At 51.3% G+C, this 23,751-nt stretch carries 20 protein-coding genes and 1 pseudogene; 11 read left to right on the plus strand and 10 right to left on the minus strand.

The window, feature by feature from the left end:
* Positions 1-87: 87 nt before the first annotated feature.
* From HAV38_RS02750 to HAV38_RS02760, 3 genes are all read left to right on the plus strand, one after another.
* A complete protein-coding gene (locus HAV38_RS02750; RefSeq protein WP_168052209.1) occupies positions 88-291 on the plus strand; it encodes a hypothetical protein in 204 nt (67 codons plus the stop codon).
* A gap of 193 nt (positions 292-484) precedes the next feature.
* Positions 485-769 (plus strand): hypothetical protein, encoded by a 285-nt coding sequence (locus tag HAV38_RS02755; protein ID WP_168052211.1) that lies wholly within the window; start codon positions 485-487, stop codon positions 767-769.
* Between the two features lie 164 nt (positions 770-933).
* Entirely contained in the window at positions 934-2,772 is a 1,839-nt protein-coding gene (locus HAV38_RS02760; RefSeq protein WP_168052213.1) for a type II toxin-antitoxin system HipA family toxin, read from the plus strand.
* 174 nt (positions 2,773-2,946) lie between these two features.
* Here the strand turns inward: HAV38_RS02760 and HAV38_RS02765 are convergent, their stop codons facing one another.
* From HAV38_RS02765 to xsc, 3 genes are all read right to left on the minus strand, one after another.
* The gene (locus HAV38_RS02765; RefSeq protein ID WP_168052215.1) at positions 2,947-4,440 is read right to left on the minus strand and encodes an NAD(P)/FAD-dependent oxidoreductase; all 1,494 of its coding nucleotides are present in this window, start codon (positions 4,438-4,440) and stop codon (positions 2,947-2,949) included.
* 2 nt (positions 4,441-4,442) lie between these two features.
* Positions 4,443-4,865 (minus strand): nuclear transport factor 2 family protein, encoded by a 423-nt coding sequence (locus tag HAV38_RS02770; protein WP_168052218.1) that lies wholly within the window; start codon positions 4,863-4,865, stop codon positions 4,443-4,445.
* A gap of 151 nt (positions 4,866-5,016) precedes the next feature.
* Complete coding sequence (gene xsc / locus HAV38_RS02775) at positions 5,017-6,837, minus strand: sulfoacetaldehyde acetyltransferase (protein WP_245182161.1); 1,821 nt, start codon at positions 6,835-6,837, stop codon at positions 5,017-5,019.
* A 407-nt stretch (positions 6,838-7,244) separates the two neighbouring features.
* On the opposite strand from xsc, the pseudogene HAV38_RS22230 reads away from it, so the two are divergent.
* Both HAV38_RS22230 and HAV38_RS02780 read left to right on the plus strand, forming a co-directional pair.
* Positions 7,245-7,415: pseudogene (locus HAV38_RS22230) on the plus strand (LysR family transcriptional regulator); the annotation flags it as partial.
* Between the two features lie 36 nt (positions 7,416-7,451).
* Positions 7,452-8,168, plus strand: a complete 717-nt coding sequence (locus HAV38_RS02780) for a LysR family transcriptional regulator substrate-binding protein (protein WP_245182163.1) — start codon at positions 7,452-7,454, stop codon at positions 8,166-8,168.
* Between the two features lie 145 nt (positions 8,169-8,313).
* Here the strand turns inward: HAV38_RS02780 and HAV38_RS02785 are convergent, their stop codons facing one another.
* Positions 8,314-9,195, minus strand: a complete 882-nt coding sequence (locus HAV38_RS02785) for an NAD(P)-dependent oxidoreductase (RefSeq protein ID WP_168052221.1) — start codon at positions 9,193-9,195, stop codon at positions 8,314-8,316.
* A 216-nt stretch (positions 9,196-9,411) separates the two neighbouring features.
* Positions 9,412-10,299: a LysR substrate-binding domain-containing protein gene (locus HAV38_RS02790; RefSeq protein WP_168052222.1), complete on the minus strand. Its 888-nt coding sequence runs from the start codon at positions 10,297-10,299 to the stop codon at positions 9,412-9,414.
* A gap of 113 nt (positions 10,300-10,412) precedes the next feature.
* Between HAV38_RS02790 and HAV38_RS02795 the strand changes: the two genes are divergently transcribed.
* Entirely contained in the window at positions 10,413-11,429 is a 1,017-nt protein-coding gene (locus tag HAV38_RS02795; RefSeq protein WP_168052223.1) for a YeiH family protein, read from the plus strand.
* Between the two features lie 296 nt (positions 11,430-11,725).
* On the opposite strand, the gene HAV38_RS02800 is transcribed toward HAV38_RS02795, so the two are convergent.
* From HAV38_RS02800 to tauA, 3 genes are all read right to left on the minus strand, one after another.
* Entirely contained in the window at positions 11,726-12,682 is a 957-nt protein-coding gene (locus HAV38_RS02800) for an ABC transporter permease subunit (RefSeq protein WP_245182164.1), read from the minus strand.
* Positions 12,675-13,490 (minus strand): taurine ABC transporter ATP-binding protein, encoded by an 816-nt coding sequence (locus tag HAV38_RS02805; RefSeq protein WP_168052224.1) that lies wholly within the window; start codon positions 13,488-13,490, stop codon positions 12,675-12,677. The genes HAV38_RS02800 and HAV38_RS02805 overlap by 8 nt, the downstream gene beginning before the upstream one ends.
* 117 nt (positions 13,491-13,607) lie before the next feature.
* A complete protein-coding gene (tauA, locus tag HAV38_RS02810; RefSeq protein WP_168052225.1) occupies positions 13,608-14,639 on the minus strand; it encodes a taurine ABC transporter substrate-binding protein in 1,032 nt (343 codons plus the stop codon).
* 452 nt (positions 14,640-15,091) lie between these two features.
* Here tauA and HAV38_RS02815 point away from each other — a divergent pair, with 452 nt between their 5' ends.
* Both HAV38_RS02815 and HAV38_RS02820 read left to right on the plus strand, forming a co-directional pair.
* Positions 15,092-15,910, plus strand: a complete 819-nt coding sequence (locus HAV38_RS02815; protein ID WP_168052226.1) for an IclR family transcriptional regulator — start codon at positions 15,092-15,094, stop codon at positions 15,908-15,910.
* Positions 15,911-15,960: 50 nt separating this feature from the next.
* Complete coding sequence (locus HAV38_RS02820; RefSeq protein WP_342448151.1) at positions 15,961-17,364, plus strand: D-amino acid dehydrogenase; 1,404 nt, start codon at positions 15,961-15,963, stop codon at positions 17,362-17,364.
* Between the two features lie 166 nt (positions 17,365-17,530).
* On the opposite strand, the gene HAV38_RS02825 is transcribed toward HAV38_RS02820, so the two are convergent.
* Together HAV38_RS02825 and HAV38_RS02830 are read right to left on the minus strand one after the other, a co-directional pair.
* Complete coding sequence (locus HAV38_RS02825) at positions 17,531-18,853, minus strand: MFS transporter (protein WP_168052228.1); 1,323 nt, start codon at positions 18,851-18,853, stop codon at positions 17,531-17,533.
* 165 nt (positions 18,854-19,018) lie between these two features.
* A complete protein-coding gene (locus tag HAV38_RS02830) occupies positions 19,019-20,677 on the minus strand; it encodes a GMC family oxidoreductase (protein WP_168052229.1) in 1,659 nt (552 codons plus the stop codon).
* 193 nt (positions 20,678-20,870) lie between these two features.
* Here HAV38_RS02830 and HAV38_RS02835 point away from each other — a divergent pair, with 193 nt between their 5' ends.
* From HAV38_RS02835 to HAV38_RS02845, 3 genes are all read left to right on the plus strand, one after another.
* Positions 20,871-21,671, plus strand: a complete 801-nt coding sequence (locus HAV38_RS02835) for an IclR family transcriptional regulator (protein WP_168052230.1) — start codon at positions 20,871-20,873, stop codon at positions 21,669-21,671.
* A 380-nt stretch (positions 21,672-22,051) separates the two neighbouring features.
* Positions 22,052-22,252, plus strand: a complete 201-nt coding sequence (locus HAV38_RS02840; protein ID WP_168052231.1) for a DUF3311 domain-containing protein — start codon at positions 22,052-22,054, stop codon at positions 22,250-22,252.
* Positions 22,253-22,294: 42 nt separating this feature from the next.
* Positions 22,295-23,689, plus strand: coding sequence for a sodium:solute symporter family protein (locus tag HAV38_RS02845; protein WP_168052232.1), 1,395 nt, complete (start codon positions 22,295-22,297; stop codon positions 23,687-23,689).
* The last annotated feature ends 62 nt before the right edge of the window (positions 23,690-23,751 follow it).

The following is a 23,751-nucleotide window of genomic DNA, read 5'->3' on the forward strand; positions in this document are numbered from 1 at the left end:
GGAAATACTGTCCGCCGTCGTATTACGGTTTTGAACATCCTGCCCACCTCGCTTCAAAACGAGGTCATGTCTCAATACGGAGTATCCATGTCAATTAGCACCGCCACGCCTATCCAATCCCGTTTGCATATAATCCAACGTCTTACGAGTCAATCCAACGCCTTAACAACGTTGCTGTCTGTGTTCGATGTGCTCACTTCGGATGGTCAGAAGAATGCCCTGATAGATTGCCATGAACTTACAACGGATGTTTCCATCGAACAGTCCGCCTTGATCGGCGGTGCAGCATGACTGCCAACCCAACAGCATTCAAAAAACATTTCGCAGATGATTCGAATCCCCCAATTTTGCTGTCCAGAATAGCAGGTATATGCCAACTAATTGCCAGTGCGCCGGAGTACCAACACGCGGCAATCTGTGAGGTGTCTTACTTGGTGCCTGACCTGACCGTCTTCGCACGCCGCATTGGGGAGGGCGCACAATAATGGCTAAGACCACCACACCTGCACCTGCCAAAGCCGTAGTCAAACCGTTCAAGGCATTTCAATGGCAGTACGGAAAATACGAACACGACCATTCATTGCAAACCGCAGCCTTGGATATAGGAAAAGGCATTGCAACTATTCTCGAAATAATAGAGATCGGGTTAGCGGCCCATGAGCACCAGGAAAAGCCCATGTTCAACGATAACTACCGGGCACGCCTTAAGAATGGCGATAACGTCCGCGTCGTTACTGGCCGAGAAAGCTTCGGACCAAATCGAAGTTGAGAATGAGCGTTTTTTGAAACAGGCGAAGTAATGCCTGCCTTGATCGCGACCGTTTAAAAATTCTAACTTTCTCGTAGATGAAACACGCAAAAGTTATAATTCGCTTGCACTACCCTGCTAAGAATGCTAACTTTCTCGTAGATAAAACACGCGAAAGTTAGAAAATGGCTCTCCATCTTGTAGGCGAAAACATTGACAAGGCGCGCAGCTACTATCGGGCAGAGACGGGAAAGCTGGTCCAACTCATGCGCGGTATCTACGTAGACGCAGATGACGACGCAGATGCCATGGTGCTCAGGCATGCGGTCCGCATCGCTCGATACCTGTATCCCAAAGCATACTTGTCCGCAGCGAGCGCCATTTTTATGGGGCCAACACGGGACGGCAGGCTTTTCCTGAGCGGTCGCCGCAGCCAGCGGACCCGCATTCGCGCGCTGGAGATCATTCAGAACGAAGCCCCCCACCATCCCTCGATCGGTTCGGCTGTCGTGGACGACGGCATGGGGGAATTCCGGGTCGATGTGTCATCGATCCGCCAGCGCTTTCTTGAGGCGTTTCGCTTGCGTAGTGAGCATGCAGCCTCAATCGACGAGATGGTGCGGGAGTCGATCGCCGCGCGTTTGATCGAAGAATACAAGGACGCGAAGGCCGCAGCCGATGCTGTTTGGGCTCTGGCCCGTGAAAATGAATGGTACCGTGAAGGTGAGCAATCCGAGCGCTTCCTTTTGCGCCGTCCGGCAACGTCGCCAGTACACAATAAAGCAGCACTCAACCTGATCGTGGCCTGGCACGGTGCACCCATCGGTCATCTGGCTCATGACGGATTCGAATGGCGCTGGCTTCCGAGTGAGGCTGGTGGACCGGCGCTAGTACGCCAGACCACACCCGGAAAGCTGCCGCCGTTCATTATCTCTTTGCTGCCGGAAGGCTGGCTTGAAGCGGTTCTGCATGATCGCGACGAGCGGGCGATGCTGCGCTCGGGCAAGCGATATATGTCAAACATCACAATCGTCGAGCAGCAGAGCGAACTTGCAACGCTGCCGCCGGATGTACTGCTGACGCGTCTCGACCGGTACACAGCAGACGACGTATTCACCGGCACCTATGCCGGACCAGGACGTAGCGTTATCGAGCAAAGCTTCGAGCGCAATCTGGCGCAGATTTACGAGCACGCCGACACCCCCCGGCTCTCGGGCATCCAGATCAAGGCACCGATGCACCTTGATGCTAACGGAACGCTTTCGCCGAGCACCGGCACACCATTCACCCATATCCTGAAACCTGCCGGTACCGGCGGGTTTGAGGCTTTGCCGGTGATCGAATGGATGGCCCTTGCTCTTGGCCGGGCAGCCGGATTTGTGGTTCCGGCAACGGCGTTGATCGCCATGCCGGATGGCATGCCACCAGCCTTGCTTGTCGAGCGCTTCGATATCCGCGAAAGCGTCAAAGACAAGCGGATGTTTGCATTGGAAGACCTTTGCTCCGTGCTCGATCTGCCGACCGCAGCAAAATACGATGGGACGATAGAACGTGTCGCCCGGGCCGTCCGGTCATTATCGACCGCATCGGAGGAGGATCTTTTCATCATCCTGCGTCGTGCTCTCTTTGCCTGGTTGATCGCAGACGGCGACATGCATCTCAAGAACATGGCACTTCTGAAGACTGTCGAACCAGGAGACAAACAGTTCAGCAGCGTGCGCATGGCACCACTTTACGATGCGGTGACGACGCGAGTTTTTGCCCACCTGGAACGGGATCGAATGGCGCTCAAGCTGAACGGCAAGGACGACCGGCTAAACCGGGCAGACTTTCGGACGCTGGCCAGCACAATGGGCTTACGGGCTGGCGATGCTGATCTCGCGATCGACGACATGATCGCCCGTATGAAGCAGGCTGCTGACAAGGTTGCACTGCCGAAGCTGCCAGACTATGGTCTGGTAGGCGAAGCGATGGCAGCCAGGATGCTTGATATCTGCCGGATGCGAATAAAATTGTTTGCATGAGTGCGTCAACAGGTCGCTTAAGCATCCCACTAGCGTAGACGAAAGCAAATTGATCCAGGTTTTTCACCCTGCTTTCACAGAAAGAGCCCTGACTACCGGAGTCAGGTGCAGTATCCCCGTCAAAAAACGCGCAAGGTCAAAAATATGACGAACGCGACCCCCTTAATGTCGGACTTACAGTACTTCGTCTTTCAGGTAATACCAGCGATAAAGGATACTTTGTCCGAGGCGCCGAAACGGTGCAAAGGCTTGCGATTCGAGTTTTTCCATCACATTCGGGAAGGGTAATTCAGAGTTGAAGATCGGAAGTGCAGACACCTTTTTACCCGCGATCTGTTCGGCCATGCGGCGTCCTGCCTGAGCCGAATACATCACGCCATTTCCACCGTAGCCGATAGCGTAATAGATGGTCTCTTTTGGGTTGGGCTGAACGATACGGGGCATCATATCGTGACTGACATCGACCCATCCCCACCACGAATAATCGATCTCAATCCCGGTCAATGCAGGAAATTTGCGATGCAGATTACTGATCAACAGATTTTTATATTTCTGTTGCGGTGCGTCCGCGCCTGTAATGGCGCTGCGGCTACCCAACTGTACGCGGTTATCTGGCATCAGGCGATAGTAATGCCTGAGGATACGGGTATCCGTGAGTATCTGCGTGGTGCGGAAATTACAGGCATCAATCTCAGCAGCGCTCAGCGGCCGTGTCACGATTGAGTTCGACAGGATCGGTAGCAAACGGTTTTTCAGTTTCGGGTGTAGCCCTTGCAAAGTGTATCCACCTGTCGCTACTGCGACGGCGCGGGCGCGCACGATCCCGCCCGGCGTTCTGAGATAATGCACGCCATTGCGCGTTACCCAGCCGAGTACCGGGCTGGACGGATGGACTTTGGCACCCAGTGCACGGGCTTTTTTGAGATAGCCAAAGGCGAGTTTGCCCGCATGAATACCGATTCCTTCCGGCTCATGCATCGCTCCCATCGCTTCTTTATCGTCTACAAATTCGCGCTTGACGGTATCGGTATCAACAATGCGGGCGTCGTAATTGAATACTTCACGCAGCAGTTTGGCTTCTTTCTCCAAGGCTGGCATAACTTTTGATCGATGCGCGATATACAAATGACCGCCTGGCTGTGGATCGCAATCGATGTCCCGGATTAATCCTTTAAAAGTTTCCATCGCATCGCACATTTCTTCATGTAACTTCAGCGCGGTGTCCAGGCCATAACGCTGAAGCCACTGGGAGCGCTTCAGGCGACCCGCATTGCATTGTGCCTGCCCGCCATTGCGGGTGCTGCAACCCCAGCTTACCCGGTTGGCTTCCAGTACCGTCGCTTTGATGCCGTGCTCTTGCGCCAGAAAAATCGCGCAGGTCAGTCCCGTGAACCCGGAGCCGATGATGGCAACGTCGACATCAATATCGTGTGTGATCGGGCCGTCATCCGGTGGTGGCTCGCCGGCAGTACCGATCCAGTAAGTTGGTGCATATTCCTGACCTTCGGCAGGATCGCTGGCTTTTAGCGGATCGTACGTCGGATCATATGATTTTTGGGGAGTAGTGCTGGTGCCAGCATCCGCAGCCTTGGGTTTAACTGTGGTGTCAACACCGGTATCCAAAATACCTCCTTGATGCGGCACGAATGGTGCGGGTGAGGATGACATCCTCAGACCACTACAATCGGTGGACGGTCCTTACGGTACGCATTCTTCACCGCAATCTTGCCGTCGCGGAAGGTGAAAACATCGACCATCCGGGCTTCGATCCGCGTACCGTCGGCCTTGGTGCCGCAAAAGGTGGATTCGGACACGCCATGGTCGCCTGCCACAAAATGCTTCCCATCAAGCCATGCCGCATCTGGAAATGTTTGCCACGCCAGCTGAAAACCGGCGCGGACGGCTTGATGTCCTGTAAAAGTTTTGCCCTGTAACTCAGGTCCCGCTGCAGCATGAAAGGTGCAGTCTGCTGCCATAAAGTTCATCAGCGCATCGATATCATGACTGTTCCATGCTTGGCTGAACGCCATCAAAAATTCTTCCGATACTTCTTGCTTCACTTTTTCTGCTTGCTCGTTTGCTTTAGCGCTCATGTTTTTCCACAATTAATATTGAAAATAAATTACACGTCAATAACCTCAAGGCGGTCCTAATTTGCGCACCGTCAAATCACAACGCAGAAGATAAGGAGCGGAGAGTCGGCGAGACTTTTTATCTTCCCCGTGGTGCGGGTTTAAGCACTGATCAAACGTAGTCTTTATATTTGTCCAGCAACCGTACCGGGCTGCTGAGCGCATCGCGGCGGAACGGGTCACCCAGTTCACGCGTACACATGATTTCAATGATCGTGGTCTTGCCTTCGTTCATCTGCATATCGATGGCTTCTTTGAGCGCCGGCCCGACGTCTTCCAGATTGTCGACGACAATACCTTCGGCACCCATCGCGATCGCAATGGCTGCAAAGCTCTGGTTATCCAACTCACCAGCGACAAAACGGCGGTTATAGAAGTCGACCTGATTTTTCTTTTCTGCGCCCCATTGGCGATTGTGAAACACCACGGCCGTGACCGGAATATTATGGCGTACACAGGTCATGGTCTCGATGAGACTCATGCCCCAGGCGCCGTCGCCAGCATACGATACTGCGGGACGGTGCGGCGCGGCGACCTTGGCCCCGATGATGGTCGGAAAGGCGTAACCGCAATTTCCAAAGCTCATCGCAGCAAAGAAACTGCGTGGCTTTTCGAAGCGCAGATAGCTATTTGCCACCGCGTTGATGTTGCCGACATCGGTGGATACCATGACGTCTTCCGGCATCGCTTTTTCCAGCTCGCGCAACACCTGACGTGGGTGCAGATAGGTACCGCCGAACGGGGTTTTTTCTTGCTTTTGTTCGGCGATCATAGCCAGACTGAACGCGTCTCTTTCATGGGTCCAGTTATTGAGTTCGGTTTCCCACGCATCCTTTTCGGCCTTGATCGTGGCAGCGCGTGCGGTTACGGTGGCGTCACACACCAGGATTTTGCCGGCCAGACGCTGAATCAACGCAACCGCAGTGGCCTTGGCGTCACCGCAGATACCGACCGAGATTTTCTTGACCAGCCCCAGCATTTTGTGGTCGGCATCGATCTGAATGATCTTGGCTGTTTTTGGCCAGTAATCCATGCCATGCTGCGGCAATGTGCCGAAAGGCCCCAAGCGCGAACCGAGGGCAATTACGACATCAGCTTGCGCTATCAACTTCATGGCCGCCTTTGAGCCCTGATAACCGAGCGGGCCGGTCCACAGGGGATGGCTGGCGGGGAACGAATCGTTATGCAAATAACTGTTGACGACCGGTGCGCCCAGTCGCTCGGCCAGCGCCTTACATTCTTCAATTGCATCGCCCATGACGACGCCACCACCGGAAATGATGACCGGAAATTTGGCGTTCGTGAGCAATGCTGCGGCTTCATCGAGACTCTTGTCGCCGCCGGGACCGCGGTCCAGACGACGCGGTTGCGGAATCTCGGCCTGAATTTCACCGTAGAAATAATCGCGTGGGATATTCAGCTGGGTCGGTCCCATCTCGGACATGGCGCGGTCAAAGCAGCGTCCGGTGAACTCCGCCATCCGCGCCGGGTTGGTCACGTGGCCCTGATATTTGGTGAATTCTTCAAACATCGGCAACTGGTTGGCTTCCTGAAATCCGCCCAGTCCCATGCCCATGGTGCCGGTTTCCGGCGTGATGATCACCACCGGACTATGCGCCCAAAACGCGGCCGCAATCGCTGTCACGCAATTACTGATGCCGGGGCCGTTCTGACCAATCACAACACCGTGGCGACCCGAGACGCGGGCGTACCCATCGGCCATATGACCGCCGCCTTGCTCGTGGACGACGGAAATAAGGCGAATACCCGCCGGTGCGAAAATATCCATCGCATCCATGAAAGCCGAGCCCATGATGCCGAACATGTCCGTCACACTATTGGCGACCAGCGTCTCAACCATTGCTTCGGAAGGGGTCATCTTTTGCAACCCCACCGTGAGCTTGCGGTTCGCAGGGGATACGTGATCGATCATTAGTAGTGCCTTTACTGTTATTTGTTTACAAATGGTACTAATTGTTTCAATATTTAAAATTAAATAAACTTTAAGGGGGCAACTATTTCTTGTCAATCAATTTATCAAAATATTGATACAAAATGCATTATAAAATGAAATTTCTATGTGAGTTGTTGAAGTTAATGGGTGAATTCGGTTAGAAAGGGAAGGGCGCCCGGCTAATGGAATAGACGTGGCCCATCTTATTAAAGGCGGATCTTGCGCTCTTGTTGCAATCGCTGGCGCGGAAGGTCACCTTGCCTCTAAGTTGAGATCGAGGCGGCATGCGTCTTTTTTGATAGTCAGGCGAGCACTGAAAATGCTATTGTTTTTTTTGAAATGCTTTAGTAATAAAGGAAAAATATTCAGCTGACTTTGGAGAGTTCTTGAAGCTACAACAACTGAGGGTCTTAATGGCGATTGATGCTCACGGTAGCCTCAGTATGGCCGCACAGTCTTTGCATATTACGCAGCCTGCGGTCACCAAGGCGATTCAGGAGCTTGAGTCCGCTTTAGGGGTAAGTTTGCTAGTGCGGTCGTCTCAGGGCGCACAACTTTCACCGTCTGGAAAAGTATTGGTAAGGCACGCTCGCGTGATTGATCAGGAGATCAGACATGCAAAAGAAAACATCGACCGGTTGTCGGGGCTGAAAAAAGGAAACGTTTTTATTGGTGTGACCCCAGTCGTCGCTTCGGGGCCTATAGCTAAAGCCATCAGTGCGTTCAATCGCCGCTATCGGGAAATCAATATCCATATTAACGAGATGCGCCCGGCACAAATCACCGAAGGTTTACGCGATGGCACGCTTGATTTAGGGGTTGTTTCCCGAATAGGAATACCTAATTCGCCACGCTTCCAGTGGGAGACTTTGTATAGAATTAATGTGCAGATTTGCATGCGGAATAACAACCGCCCGCCGAACCTGCGTTCGATAACCGATTTATACGATTACACCTGGCTGGTCTGGGATAAATTGGAGAGCCCGGGCTGCATGTTCTCTGAAATTTTTAATCATTGTAATGCTAAGTTGCCTGAAAAAATTATTCGCTGTTCCTCAACCGTTCTCTACTCACAACTGGCAGCGCAGGAAGATTATGTTTGCGTGCTAACGGACCCGGCCATGACCTGGCCCGGTTTCAAGGGAGCGATAACACCGCTTAAACTGAAAGAGGAACTACCAATGATGTATGTCGGCCTGGCGTATAAAAAAGAATCTCTGCTGACTGATATCGTTATCGAATTTGCAGAATTGATTAAGGTACTTTGTAAAGAATCGGCGGGTGTCAGCGCGTCTCTATCCATTAAATAGCGCCCTGCGGTGGGAGGACGTTTTGGGAGAAGGTTCAGTGATCTTGGGGGAATGCAAAAACAATGTTTTTCCTTCAGCGGGACCCATAAAATTGTCCGTTCAAAATTCACAGAATTTTGAACGTCATGCATACCGGGATATCGTTTTATTGCTTTTTTTCTTCAGTACGTGCAATCATCATCAGACTGGAGGTATCCAGTCTATTACCACCCCGATTTTGAACCTCCGCATAAAATTGATCTACCAGACGCGTAACTGGCAGTTGACTTCCGTTATGTTGTGCTTCGTCAAAACATATCCCTAAATCTTTACGCATCAGATCGACAGCAAAGCCGAAATCGAATGTTGAGGCCAACATCGTTTTGCCTCGGTTTTCCATCTGCCAGGATTGTGCTGCGCCTTTGGAGATGGCATCGATAACGCGCTCACCGTCCAGGCCCGCGCGCTCGGCAAAGGCCAGACCCTCCGCTAATGCCTGAACTAGTCCGGCTATGCAGATTTGATTGACCATTTTGGTTAACTGCCCAGAGCCTGCCGGACCCATATGGACCACCGCACGTGCGTAGGACGCTATAACCGGTTCTGCACGCTTGAAAGCTTCTGCAGTACCTCCGACCATGACTGTCAATGCGCCATTTTCCGCACCGGCCTGGCCGCCAGAAACCGGCGCATCAAGAAAGCTAATGCCGAGTGTACTCGCCGCTTGGCTTAACTTCCGCGCTGCATCTGCAGAGCAGGTTGAATTGTCGATCAAAATGCCACCGGCCTTCATGTTGGCCAATATACCTTCATCGCCTAAGGTTATTTGAAACAGGTCATTGTCATTACCAACGCAGGTAAAAACAAATTCGGCATCCTTGCAAGCGGCGGCAATGGTCGGAGCGAATTGCCCTTTGTTCTGCGTCGCCCATAATTCTGCACGTGACTGGGTACGATTGAACACCGTCACTTCATGGCCGTGCCTGGCAAGATGTCCTGCCATTGGAGAACCCATGACGCCTAAACCAATAAATGTTACTTTTGCCATTTTTTCGCCCTTTTGATGATGGTAGATTAGTTATTTACTCTGAAATTGTCACACAACTTTGACCTGTTGGGTTGCCGGTCCATGTATGTATATTAGTGGTCGTAATGGGCCGTTTGCAAACCGGCCTAACGCTCCATATAGATAACCAAACCCCATTTCCAAAAGCGGCCGATGCAGTTAATCTAGCACCGGCACAGGTTTCGAAACCTTTCTCTGCTAGCGTTGCCGGCGCTGAATCATTTCCTGAAGCGCTAATGCAGCCTTGGTTTTATAGCGTGCTTTGTGATGCAACAGGTAAAACGCGCGTAGCGGCAGGTCAATGTTGGCTTTGCAAAGTAATCCAGTCTGAAGATGCGAGGTCACCACCAGTTCTGAAACAACCGTTACATAAGGACCGGACATCACCGCAGAGCGTATTGCTTCGTTCGAGGGCAACGTGAGCGCGATCTGTAAAGTGCGCACGTCAACGCCGATTGCCTTAAGCATTTCTTCGAGGGCGGACCGGGTACCCGATCCAGGTTCACGCAGGATCCACTTGCCCGCGCGCAAATCTGCCGGTTTTAGCCCCTTACCATTTGCCCAAGGATGATGTGGCCCGACGACGGCGACAATGCGGTCATGGTCGACGGTTTCGACCGTCAACGCGGCTTCGTCTATGGTTCCTTCAATGAAGCCCAGGTCAGCAGTGCCGTCAACCACGGCCCGGGCCACTTGCTGCGTATTACCGATGGTCAGGCTGAGTTCAATTTGAGGATATTGCTGATGGAAGCGTACGAGTAGTTCTGGTAACCAATAACTGGCGATCGTTTGACTGGCCTGAATGCTCAGCGCACCGCGCTGCAGTCCGCCCAATTCCGATAACGTTAACTCCGCCGCCCTGGCGCTAGCCAGCGTGGATCGCGCCTCCGTCAAAAATATCCGGCCTGCCTCGCTAGTCTCGATGCGTCGTCCCACCCGGTTGAACAATGGAATGCCATAGCGGTTTTCCAGCACCTTTATGGACGAACTTACCGCTGAAGGCGTCAGAGCAAGCGCGTTGGCTGCTTGCGTCAAATGTTGGCGTTCAGCGACCTCTACAAAAATCCGTAGTTGTTCCAGTGTCATTGTATTGTTCGATTTTAGTTAACGATTTATGCAAAACTATAAGATGGACTGAACTATTTGTCCACCCGATAATTAATACATGGATTCAACGTATTAACAAAAGGCCGGAAGTCGTGAGCAAAATTACAATAACAGCGGTAACAGAAATCATTCCCGGGTTGGCTTTATGTGGAGTCGTGACAGGTATCGCTTATGCGCTGGAAGCGGTAGAGGAGCGCCTGTTCGGTCGTGCATGGCTGGAAAGTCTGGTACTAGCCATTGTGATCGGCATTATTGTGCGGACTTTTTATAAATTTGAAGGACGTTTTGAGGCCGGTATCTGCTTCGGTGCCAAAACAGTACTCGAAATCGCGGTTGTATTGTTGGGCGCGTCAATTAGCGCCAGCGCCATTTTAGAAAAAGGACCTGACCTCATCGGGGGTATTGCAGTCGTGGTGTTAATGGTGATTTTAGGCAGTTATGGCATTGGCCGCGTCGCTGGCTTACCGTCGAAAATGGCGGTCCTGATAGCTTGTGGCAATTCAATTTGCGGTAACTCGGCCATCGCCGCGGTAGCGCCGGTCATACACGCCAGCAGTAAAGATGTCGCCGCGTCGATCGCTTTTACCGCCGTGTTCGGTGTCGCGGTAGTGCTGATATTGCCATTGCTGGTGCCGGTACTCTCGCTATCGCTGACGCAGTATGGCATCTTCGCCGGGATGACCGTCTACGCCGTGCCACAGGTGCTTGCGGCAACTGCGGCGGTCTCGCAAACCAGTGCGCAAATCGGCACGCTGGTCAAGCTGGTTCGGGTTCTGATGCTGGGGCCGGTGGTGCTGGTCTTGTCTTTAAGTGGTCGTAAGGATCGTGTCTACCGCACGCCAATTTCTCATATGGTGCCATGGTTTATTATTGGCTTCCTGCTATTAATGGCGCTACGTTCTTTCAACCTGATTCCGCAAATTGCGATCGCGCCAGCACATTTTTCTGCAAATTTCCTCACCATTGTCTCGATGGCAGCGCTGGGGCTTGGGGTCGATGTCCGTTCGGTGTTAACAGCGGGCGGTCGTGTAACGATAGTTGTGGTCTTATCACTGTTGGTATTGTCGATTGCCAGCCTGGGATTAATTAAACTATTAGGTATTGTCTAAACTGGCTTGATACGCCTATAGGCGGAAGTAAAAGGAGACTTGAAAGGCGCGGAAAATGGCCCATGATCCAGCAGAACTTAATGGCGGCCCGGCCAAGCAGCAGGTCACGGTCTGCGCCGCAAAAAATCGACAGCGTGCCTGCATTTTTATAGTAACTACAGATTGGCGACAAGCATGGACCATCGATTCAAAATATCGCGACGTACGATTATGAAGGAGGTCTCTTTGCGGCCAGCACGGTGCTGGTTCAGCAGTGGCGGTCACAAACAACTTTACTTATCGATTGCTGGCCTTGTTTATATCATTCCCTTCCAGGGCACAATAATGCGCTCAAGATAACGCATTAACAGATCGAAAATAAAGGCAAAGAAGCCGATCACGATGATGCCCATAATGGCAACATCGCTAGCCAGAAACTCCGAAGCGCTTAACACCATGAAGCCCAAACCGCGCGTCGACGCGACCATTTCGCCAGCGACCAAAGTGGTCCAGCCGACGCCTATACCGATACGCATTCCGGTAAAAATTTCAGGGATCGCAGCTTTAAGAATCACGTGAAGGATGACTTGTACACGCGACGCGCCCATGGAATAGGCTGCATGTATTTGCTCAATCGATACCGACCGCACGCCGGACCGGGCGGCGATCGCCAAGGGTGCAAAAATCGCAAGGAAGATCAGATAGACCTTGGAAAACTCACCGATCCCGAACCAGATGATCACCAGCGGCAAATACGCTAAAGGCGGCAAGGGACGATAGAATTCGATCGGGGGATCGAATAAGCCGCGTGCAACCCGGCTGACGCCCATCATGATGCCTATCGGAATCGCGAAAATACACGCGAGAGAGAACGCGCCGAACACGCGTGCCAGACTTGCCAGGGTATGCTGCAACAAGGTGGACCCGGAAAAGCCTACGGCGGACACCAGGATGAACTTATCCCAGACTGCCTTGGGCGATGGCAGAAACAACGGCTTGACCAGACCTGTTGCAGTAATCGCGTACCACAGCAGAAATAGGGTGACTACGGTGACAGTGCCTATCGTGCGCGAACTTCCTTGGCCCGGCGCACCAAAAGCTTCCCCGGGTTTTGCCGCTTTATGTGGAAACAGTCGTGACAATAGCCCTGCCTTTCTTGTTCTCCGGTTACCGGTATTGCTATCGCTTTCGTTGCCTCTCGCCATTGGTCCGGTGGGCTGCACAATGTTGTTTGAGGGTAGGGACGATATCTGCGTCACATCGGGATCATGCATGCCCGGACACCCCAGACCTTGCTGAAGCGCGCTCATCTTTATAAATAATATCTAAAACGGTTTCTCGCATGTGGATGAAATCAGGACTGGACTTGACTGCCCGCGCATCCCGACATTCAAAAAAGCGCTGGTTAAAATCGAGGTCATAGCTATGCGTAATACGTCCCGGACGGGGCGACATGACAATCAGGCGACTGGCTAGAAACAAGGCCTCATCAACGCTGTGGGTAATGAAAAAGAACATGGTTTGGGTGTTTTTCCAGAGGTCGAGTAATAACTCCTGAATCGTCTCCCGGCTTAGCGCGTCCAGCGCCGCCATTGGCTCATCCATCAGCAACATGGCGGGTTTGCAAGATAACGCCCGGGCGATACCGACACGTTGCTGCATACCGCCCGAAAGCTGGTAAATCATGCGTTCGTGAAATTCTTGCAATCCGACCAGTGCCAGATTTTTGGTCGCAATCGTACGGCGCTCCTGTTTTCGGACGCCCTGTAGTTTGAGACCGAACTCCGCATTTTCGATGACGTTGAGCCAAGGCAAAAGGGCGTGTTTTTGAAATACGACGCCGCGCTCCGAACCCGGACCGTTAATTGAACGCTCACCAAGCAAAATTTTGCCTTGCGACGGTGAAATGAACCCGGCAAGCAAGTTCAGCAGCGTTGTTTTACCGCATCCCGAAGCGCCCAGAGCGACCATAAAATCGCCACAATTTATATCCAGATTAATATTGTCTAACGCGTGTGTTCTCTCCCCGGCGGTTTTGCCGGGGTAGATCACGCTGACATCCTTGACACGTAGATTTTCCATGTTCATTCCTTATACGGTGCGCCTTTACCTAGCCTCGCACCTACCGTTATTTGATCAGGTAGATGCGGGCAAAGGGATTGGGTGCACGGGCTACTATTTACTGAAGTTCACATCACCTCAATTTAACTTCATCGCTGCATCCGCATATCTGGAAGTAACGTATCGACTGTAATCCTTGTCGAGAGTGTCAATTTTGCCTTCCCCTTTCAAAAATTCTGCCGTCGCCAGGAGTGCTTTGGCCACGCCGCCATTCGCACCGCCTCCCAGCCACACCGACGATGCTTGCTCCTGAATGTCGGGATAAGCGTACAAGGCAACCGATGCAGCTACGTTCTTTGGTTCAGCGCCAGTGAGCTTTACGTTGGCCTGCACTTCTTTCGAGTCAATGGTCCAGCTATCTGGACTGCTACGGTAGGCCGCATCTGCTGCCGCCGCAATTTTTACGAAGCGGGCCATAAAGTCGGCGTTGGCTTCGCCCCATTTTCTGTCAACGGCCATACCGTCAAAAGTTGCCTTACCCTTTTTGCTTAGTTCGCCAGAGGTCACCAATACCTTGCCACTTTGTTTGATTCTGGTAAGAGCTGGATCCCACACATAAGCAGCATCGATATCACCCCGTTCCCAGGCTGCGGCAATTTGATTGGGCTGCATGTTCAGCAGTTGTACGTCGGCAGACTTAATGCCCCATAGTTCGAGTGCAAACATGGTGTGAAAATGCGTGGTCGAGGCAAACGGCACGCCGATTTTTTTCCCCTTCAGATCGGCGGGCGTATTGATGCCGGAACCATTACGCGCGACCATCGCCTCGGCCTGATTGATGTCGTCCTGAATCCAGAACAACTGCACATCCACGCCCCGGCTCACAGCGGCCGTCAGTGGACTGGAGCCAATCACGCCGATCTGCACATCTCCCGACGCCAGAGCGATCGCCACCTTTGCGCCTGAATCAAATTTACGCCAGTCAACTTTGTAGCCAGTGGCTTTTTCAATGGCCCCACTGGCGACTACGTCCAAAAATGGTCCATTGATTTGCTGGTAGGCAATTGTGATTTCTTTTTGCTGCGCCATTGCGCCGCAAGTAATGACAAACAATGCCGCGGTGACGATGCCGCACAGCAAATTCTTATATTTCTTCGTAGTATTTTTCATGTTTCTCCGTTCAGTAGTAATACAAATGCACGAGTGCGCTAAGTAGTGCTGAGTAAGTAAAATTTAAGGGATGCTTGCGCCGCTAGAGTGGGGGCAATGAGGGCGAAACGAATTTTTAGAGTGACCTATTCAATTTTTATATTTTGGCCTCCTTAAAGGGTTGGATTAATGTTAGTACTCGTGTCATTTCATCTCATCCTGCTCTTGGCCAAAACTGGGTAACCCCATCATCCGACCCCTTGATTTCGGCCTCGGAAAGTATCAGGATGAATGACCGTGTATCCTTAATAATCATTATCCTTAAGTAGCATTATGCAAAAAATAGTACAAATTGTTCCAATTTGTTCATATTTATAGTACTGTAAGAGGTATAAATCAGGTCGTCAAACTATTTTTTACAAAAATTGAGACGTTTTGTGCCTAAAATCATAATAATTCTATAAATTAGCCATATGAATAGTCATCCTGCAGAAAAGCCGGAGCACGAGAAAATAGACGGCGATACACCAACGATGCGTTTATTTGCTTTGCTCGAGGTTATTGCAGAAAAAGATCAACCTTTCTCGCTTCAAGGCATGGTCGAAGAGACCGGCCTGCCAAAACCGACTGTGCACCGGATGTTGCAGCAGCTTGAGGGCGTTGGCGTATTGCAGCGAGAGAGCGATGGTCGTCATTACAGCACTGGTGTTCGGCTGCGGAAGCTCGCGTCGAATCTGCTGATCAACAACACTTATCACGGCGCACGCCATACCGTGTTGCGTCAATTGATGGAAGAGGTGGGGGAAAGTTGCAACCTGACGGCGTTCACCGGTAGTGAGGTCGTTTATCTGGATCGGATGGAGACCGTTGCGCCGTTGCGCTTCTATTTGCAGCCCGGATCACGGGTTCCAGCGCATTGCTCCTCCACCGGAAAATTGTTTTTGGCGCAAATGACGCCCATGCAACGTCGCCGGTTGCTGGCGCATATGCCGATGACCAAATACACCAGCAATACGCAAACCGACCCAGTCAAGCTAGAGCAGGAGCTGGAGGTGGTGCGACGCAATGGCTACGCAATCGACAATGAAGAATTTCTGCCGGGTTTGCTTTGCGTCGCGGTGTTGGTACCTGCCGCAGAAGGACGCTCAAACCTCGCGGTCGCGATACAAGCGCCGATCATGCGCCTGACGCATGAAAAAGCGTTGCATTTCCTGCCCGCATTGCAGCGCGCAGCCAAAGCGCTGGCGGCAATTGAATCCGAGACCGCCCCGCCGCTAAATGTCGCAACTTAGGCGAGGGCGAGCGCGAGGGCGCGTACTAATACAAGAAAGCTCCCGGCAAAATCACCCGTTACTGCCGATCGCATGGCTTCAGCGCATCGGCGCAGGAGCCGGGCAAAGCAATAAAATGGACAACAGAAAGTGGAATTAGCATGAAAGTCGTCGTTTTGGGCGCTGGTATTGCAGGCGTCGCGTCTGCCTGGTTCCTGAGCAAAGCGGGGCATGAAGTAACAGTCATTGATCGGCAGCCCGGTCCTGCGCAAGAGACCAGCTTTGCCAATGGCTGTCAGATTTCCGTATCGCACGCCCAACCGTGGGCAAATCCGCATACCTTGCTTAAGGTCATCAAATGGCTTGGCAGAGAGGATGCACCGCTGTTGTTCAGACTGCGGCCAGAGTTATTGCAATGGAAGTGGTGCGCGCACTTTCTGCGTGAATGCATGCCCCATCGTATCCATCACAATATTCGGCAGATTGTCGCAATTGCAGAATATAGCCGACAAACGTTACAAGCAGTGCGCGCCGAAATTGGCATGGATTACGATGCGCTGACGCGCGGTATTCTGCATTTTTATACCGACCACAAAGAGTTCGACAAGTCGCTGGCCGCCGCTGCCCTGATGCGTGAACTGGGTTGTCCGCGCAATACCGTTACCGTAGAGGAAATTATTCGGTTGGAGCCAGCGTTAGCCGGGCTGCGCGACAAGATTGTTGGCGGTGATTTCACTGCCACCGACGAGTCCGGAGATATCTATAAATTTACCTGCGCACTGGCGGCAAAGGCCGCGCAACGCGGTGTTCAGTTTCGATTTAATACTATGGTCACGCGCTTGCTTGCAGAAGGAAGTGGCGCAGATAAGCAGATTAAAAAGATCGAAGTCATCGCCCCCAGCGGCCATCATGAGACGATCCATGCTGATGCCTTTGTGGTGGCACTTGGCAGCTTCTCGGCACCGCTGTTGAAGCCGCTTGGGATTGACCTGATGATTTACCCCGGCAAAGGTTATTCGGCGACTTACCAGATTATTAATCCCGACGCGGCGCCAACAGTATCTTTAACGGATGACAGTCACAAACTGGTATTGTCGCGGCTAGGCGATCGCCTGCGTGTCGCAGGAACCTGTGAGTTAAACGGCTACACGCGCGAGTTAAATCAAGCACGCTGCGATGCCATCACACAGCGAGTCCGGTTTTTGTTTCCCGACGCGTGTGACTACGGTAATCCAGTGTATTGGGCCGGCTTGCGTCCGCTGACGCCATCCAATGTCCCTTATATCGGCAAGTCAAAAATATCCAACTTGTACCTTAACACTGGACATGGAACACTGGGCTGGACGATGGGGTGTGGCTCCGGACGTGCGATTGCGGATATCATTTGCGACCGTCAGCCCGACGTTGATTTTGCATTTACTGGCATGCCGCGCCGTGCGTCCATACAAATCGCCACGCCAAAATTAACCAAATGAATTCACGTTGAGGTAGCCCACAAAACGGCACCAAAGCGAATGATGAGACGGTACGCTGGAGTTGAAACTTTAGCGTACCGGATGAGAAGCGGAGCGGAAGGGTTCTGCAAACTATCCGTCATTGGCGATAAAGTGACGCTAAAGATCGACGTCACTTTCCAGCCGATTAGCGTGCTTCCCGTAATGTCCGACACTGTAATTCAGTGCGCTTAACTTTGCCGATTGACAGCGCAGCGAGCGCAGATACCAGTCCTGCAAACAGGATATACCCGACAATGTGCCATGGCTGCCCACCGCCTGTTTTAAGCAGATAAGTGGCGATAAGCGGCGTCAGTCCGCTGGCAAAGATTCCCGAAAATTGGTACACAAACGAGATTCCCGTATAGCGCACTTTTGCGTCGAACAGATCGCAAAATAACGCCGCCTCGGGTCCGTAGATCGATGCGTACAATATACCAAAAGGTATTACAATCGCCAGCCATAATACCAATACATTGTCAGCGTTATGCAACATAAACCAGAATGCAGGAATGGCAGAAAAGCTGGTGATCAGCGCGCCCCAGAAAAATACTTTAGTGCGCCCAATTCGATCCGACAAATGACCAAAAACGGGAATAAAAAAGCACATCACAACTGCCGATGCCATAACGCCAATCAATGCATCGGTGCGACTGATATTAATCGAATTGGTCAGATAGCTGATCGAAAAAACGCCAAATATATTAAAAAATACGCCGTCGATATAACGTGCTGCCATCCCTTTCAGAACGTTGCCCGGATAACGCTTTATCATGTCAAAAAAGGGAATCTGTGTTTCGGCGCTATGGCGTTTGATTTTTAGAAATTCCGGGGTTTCCATCACGGTCAAACGTATCCACATACCAATGAATACCAGTGCTGCGGACAGGATAAAGGCAAGGCGCCAACCCCAGGAAATAAATTGCGCATCCGTCAATACATAAGACAGCAATGCCACCACACCCGACGCCATACATAGCCCGATGGCAAGACCCAATTGCGGCAAGCTTGCGTAAAATCCTCGCTCCTTTACGGGTGCGTATTCGTATACCATGAGCACCGCGCCACCCCATTCGCCACCCAGACCTATCCCTTGCACAACGCGTAAAATTAACAGCATAACCGGGGCAGCGACGCCGATTTGCGCATAGGATGGGAGCAGGCCAATCAAGAAAGTAGAAACACCCATGATCATCAGCGTCATTACCAGCATGCTCTTGCGACCGATTTTGTCTTGAAAGTGTCCAAAGATAACGCCGCCAATCGGACGACTTAAAAAGCCGACCGCAAATGTGCCATACGCCAGCATGGTTGATACCAAGGGATCGCTGCCAGGAAAATATAATTTATTCAAGACGATGCCAGCGACGACGCCGTACAGAAAAAAATCGTACCACTCGATGGTGGCGCCGACCACGCTCGCTAACACCACGCGCCGTAATTCCTTTTTTTTACTGTCGCTATTTTGCATGATGTCTTCAAATTTATTTGATAAATAGTGGTGGTTCTGCACCACATTTTCGGAGATATTTACCGATTGAGCGATTAAACAAATCCCCCTTTTTGATGCAGTGTTTTTTATTTCAGGTGTGAAAAAAACGTTTTTTAAGGATTTTTAAGATGATTTCGACGGCCGTTATACGGCTTGCTCCGCGTGATCTCTTGCGGTGCCGGTCAGATAGAGGTTGCCTGATTGCCGCTTTTCAGAATCTGCAACGATCATATCAGCGGCTTTTTCTGCAATCATGATGGTCGGTGCATTGGTGTTACCGGAAACCAGTTCAGGCATGATCGAAGCATCGGCCACCCGTAATCCTTTAATACCATGCACCCGCAGCCGGTCATCTACGACCGCCATCGGACCGCTGCCCATCTTGCAGGTGCCCGCAGGATGGTAGATCGACTGGCTAAATTGTCGCGCTGCCTGGAGTAACTCGGCATCGGTCTGATACGCTGATCCGGGAATAAATTCGGACAAGATGTGCGGGGCCAGAGACGGCGCGCCTGCAATGTTTCGTGCCGCCCGAAGCGCGCCGATAACTACCGGATGGTCGCGTTCGTCGGATAAGTAATTGGGATGAATCTCGGGATATTGCAAAGGATCGTTGGACTGAATGGCAATATACCCGCGGCTGTTGGGCCTTAGCTGACAGACGGACATCGTGAAAGCAGAAAATTTATGTGCGCCTTCGCCAGGTTTATCGGCGCTAAGGGGCTGCATGTGAAACTGTATATCCGGGCGCGCCACTGATGGATCGGACTTGGTAAATATCGCTACCTGGCTTGCTGCCAAGGTTAGCGGGCCGGAGCGTGAGAGCAGGTATTGCAGCCCCACCTTAATTTTATTAAGCGGATTATTGACCTCATCGTTGAGTGTCTTTAATCGCGTTTTGAACACCAGTCGGGTTTGAAGATGGTCTTGCAAATTCTGTCCAACACCCGGTAGATCGTGTACGACCGGAACACCCACGCGGCGCAATAATTTTGCGGGACCAATGCCGGAACATTGCAGGATCTGGGGAGAGCCGATTGCGCCAGCGCACAAAATTACCTCTGCATTCGCGCTCACCTGATGCAACAGACCGTCCATGCGGTATTCGACTCCAACGGCCCGGCGGTCCTTGAGCAGAACGCGCGTAATGTGCGCTTTCGTTTCTACGTGGAGGTTCGGTCTTCTTTTGGCCGGGCGTAAAAATCCCTTGGCTGTACTCCAGCGCAGACCTTTGTGCGCGGTTTGTTGAAAATAGCCGACGCCTTCCTGCGTGCGCCCGTTGTAATCGTCGTTATAAGGGATACCGATGTCTTTGGCACCCGCAATGAAGTGTTCCGCAATGGGTCGACGCAGACGCAAATCCGATACTTTTAATTGACCACCAACCCCGTGGTAAGCATCGGCCCCGCGCTCCTGATCCTCGGACTTTTTAAAATAAGGCAATACTTCGGCGTAACTCCAGCCCTTGTTGCCGAGTGCCGCCCAATGGTCGTAATCTTCTTTTTGCCCCCGCACGTACAGTAAGCCATTCAGGGAACTGGAGCCGCCGAGCACTTTGCCGCGGGGCCACTGCAAGCGACGTCCGTTTATGCCTTGGTCAGGCTGTGTGACGTAACACCAGTCCAGCTTCGGGTCATGCATGGTCTTGAAATAGCCGACGGGGATATGAATCCAGAGGTTATGGTCCGGTCCTCCCGCTTCGAGCAACAAAACACTTTTGGCAGGATTTTCCGATAAGCGGTTTGCTAACACGCAACCCGCCGATCCAGCGCCCACGATGATGTAATCAAAACTACGGGACATGCGGTGGTCTCCTTGTAGAACCGGATCGTTGGGATTCATGATGGTTGTGAGGCGGTTTTGCGATCGGCATGGCGAACGAGCTGCTTTCTATTTTGCAGTTATTCTTTTATCCGGAACATAATGGTCCAAAATATGTTATTAAGAGCATGCTCACAATCAGAATTTTACAAATAGGTGATAAGTGGAACAAAAAATGACAAAACTGTTTCGAAACTCTGCACGATCGGATGGTGCTCTGGGTAAACCCGGAGACATGCGGGTTTTACGCGTTCTGCGCCTGATTGAGCATCTCGCCGCAGCACAACATCCGCAAACGCTGTCACAGCTTTCCCATCGCACCGGGATTCCAAAAGCGACGATGATGCGAACCCTTGAAGGGTTGGCACAATTGGGATATGTACTCCGCCTGCCTATTGATCGCGGCTATTTATTAGGCCCCGCTGCAGCCGATCTGGCACTGTCTACATTAAAAAATAATGCATTGATGCGGGGCTGCCGCGCCATACTTGTTGATCTTGTCGCCGCGATTGGAGAGACATGCAATCTGACGATTCCGGCAGGCAGTAAGGTGTTATATGTTGATCGGGTGGATACGCCCGAACCCTTAAGGCTGCATTTGCCGGTGGGCACGCTCGCACCGATGCATTGCACTGCGAGCGGTAAATTATTTATGTCGCGTTTGCCATTAATCGATCAAAGAAAAATGCTTTCCATGATGGTCTTAAACCCACTAACACTTAAAACTATCGTGGATGTGGATCTTCTGGCCGTCGAATTGACGCGTCTCGATGTACGCGGAATCGGCATTGATAATGAAGAATTTATACACGGGATGGTCGCGATTGCCGTACCGGTTTGCGCACCTGACGGTCGCACTATAGCGGCGGTTGCCTGTCATGCGCTGACAGCCCGCCAATCGCTGGATCAACTGATGGAATACATTCCAAACTTAAAGGTCGCCGCGTTAAAACTGCAACCATTGCTGGTCGGCTAGGTTCAACTTTTTCGATCCGAAAATAGTTAAGCCGCCGCTTGCACCGCCAGCGTCTGGCTGGTTTAGCGCGGTGGTGTAGTGATGAGTGGCAGGTTGTAGTTGCTCCCCAATCTTTGCAACACTACCCCCTAACGCATCCCGGTGCAGCTCAAAGGTTCGCCCGCACTCTTGTGACTTATTGCCGATATTTCAGGCAAGGAGCAATTTTTACCAAATCAGTTGAGCGGATTCGGCATCGGTCGGGCAGGAGTGCGCTCACAGAATCAGATGCGTCCCGCGCTCTCGGTATAACTAAAAGTAATTGGGATAAGAATAATTATTTTGCAAGACCCATAATTTTGCAGCATATTGGAAAAAAATATCAAATGTCTGGAGGCAAAATGGTGAAATTTTTGATCGGTATAGGGATACCTTATATCGCTGTAATCGCATTGCTCCCTTGGGTTAATGCCGTTAATACCAATGTGTTTGGCGTTCCATTTATTTATTTCTGGATATTTATATGGATGATATTGACATCGGTTTGCATGCTCGCTTGCTGGATTTTTTTTGACAGTAAGAACGTCGACGCCGACGATTAAAGTTCACCCGTTCGGTAACCACCAAACCACCAGAAAGCTGTTATGTCCACCGTCGTCTTTCTAGGCTTCATCGCCTTTTCAATCTATTTAGCAATTCGTTCAAAAAAGGGCCATAGCGGCCAAAGCGTTCATGATTTTTTTGTCGCCTCGCGCCAGTTTGGCGTCTACCTTGTATTTTTTCTGGCTGCCGGAGAGATTTATAGCATCGGCACCATGGTCGGTCTGCCGGGCGGGATTTACGCCAAGGGTGCAACCTATGGTGTATGGTTCCTGGGCTATATTTTATTAGCCTATCCGATAGGCTACTTTATCGGTCCAAAAATATGGGAGGCGGGCAAAAAATATAACGCCATTACGCTCCCTGATTTGTTCAAGGGATACTACCAGAGTCGCTTTCTGGAAGTTGTGGTTGCCGTCTCAGCGATTCTATTTTTGATTCCTTGGGGGCAGTTGCAATTTACCGGTTTGGTCGCCGCCTTAAAAAGTTTAGGGTGGAATCTGGAGCCAATTTATCTCATTTTCATTTCCGCGGTTTTAGCATTTATTTACATCGCTATTTCTGGGGTAAGAGCCACGGCTTACATCGCTATCCTCAAAGATATTTTGATGGTTGCAGCGATAGTGATCGTCGGGGTGGCCGTCTCTTGGGAGTTCGGCGTAACTGAAGTTTTTCGTGCGGCCAGCGCACATGTCAGCAACACTATGGATACGGAGCAGCTCACGTTTTCGATGAGCACCATGTTCTTCCAATCGCTAGGTTTTTACGTGTTTCCTTTTGCGGTACAAAATTTCTTCACCGCAAAAAGTGCCAACACGATACGCAAAACCCAAATTGCGATGCCACTATATATGTTGATGTATCCGTTTCTGATTGTCGCCTCGTACTATGCCATCAGTGCAAATTTAAAACTTGAAAATCCAAATGAAGCCTTCTTCGCCGCTGCGGTGAATTTGTTGCCCGGATGGTTACTGGGCCTGGTAACCGCCGGTGCCGCGCTATCGGGATTATTGGTGTTAGCGGGTATCTGCCTTTCGATCGGGCCGTTGGTGACGCGGAATCTGGCACCGCATATTCCTGAAAGCAAGCAGAAGACCAGCACCATGTTTGTGATCGTCCTGTACCTTGCCACCTCCATCGTCCTGACGTTGTTTACGCCTAACTTGATGCTGACGATTATTAACACCGCCTATTATGGGATCACGCAATTTTTTCCGGGAATGATGATCATCCTGTTTTTTAGAGGCGTGAAAGCCAATGCCGTGGCATTAGGAATAATCGTCGGGCAAGTCATGGCGATAGTGATGTATGTCAATAAAGTTGATTTGGGCGGTATCAATATTGGTCTGATTTGTTTGGTGTGCAACATCATCGTCCTTTTTGTCGCTAATTTTTTGATGAAATTATTTTCTAAAAAAATCCAGCCGGTGTTGTCGTGAAGCGTTGTCAGCCATTACTTAATTTTGTGGAGTCCGTGTGAGTTTTCCTGGTATAAAAAATC

The organism is Glaciimonas immobilis, from assembly GCF_011947285.1.
Classification (GTDB): domain Bacteria; phylum Pseudomonadota; class Gammaproteobacteria; order Burkholderiales; family Burkholderiaceae_D; genus Glaciimonas; species Glaciimonas immobilis.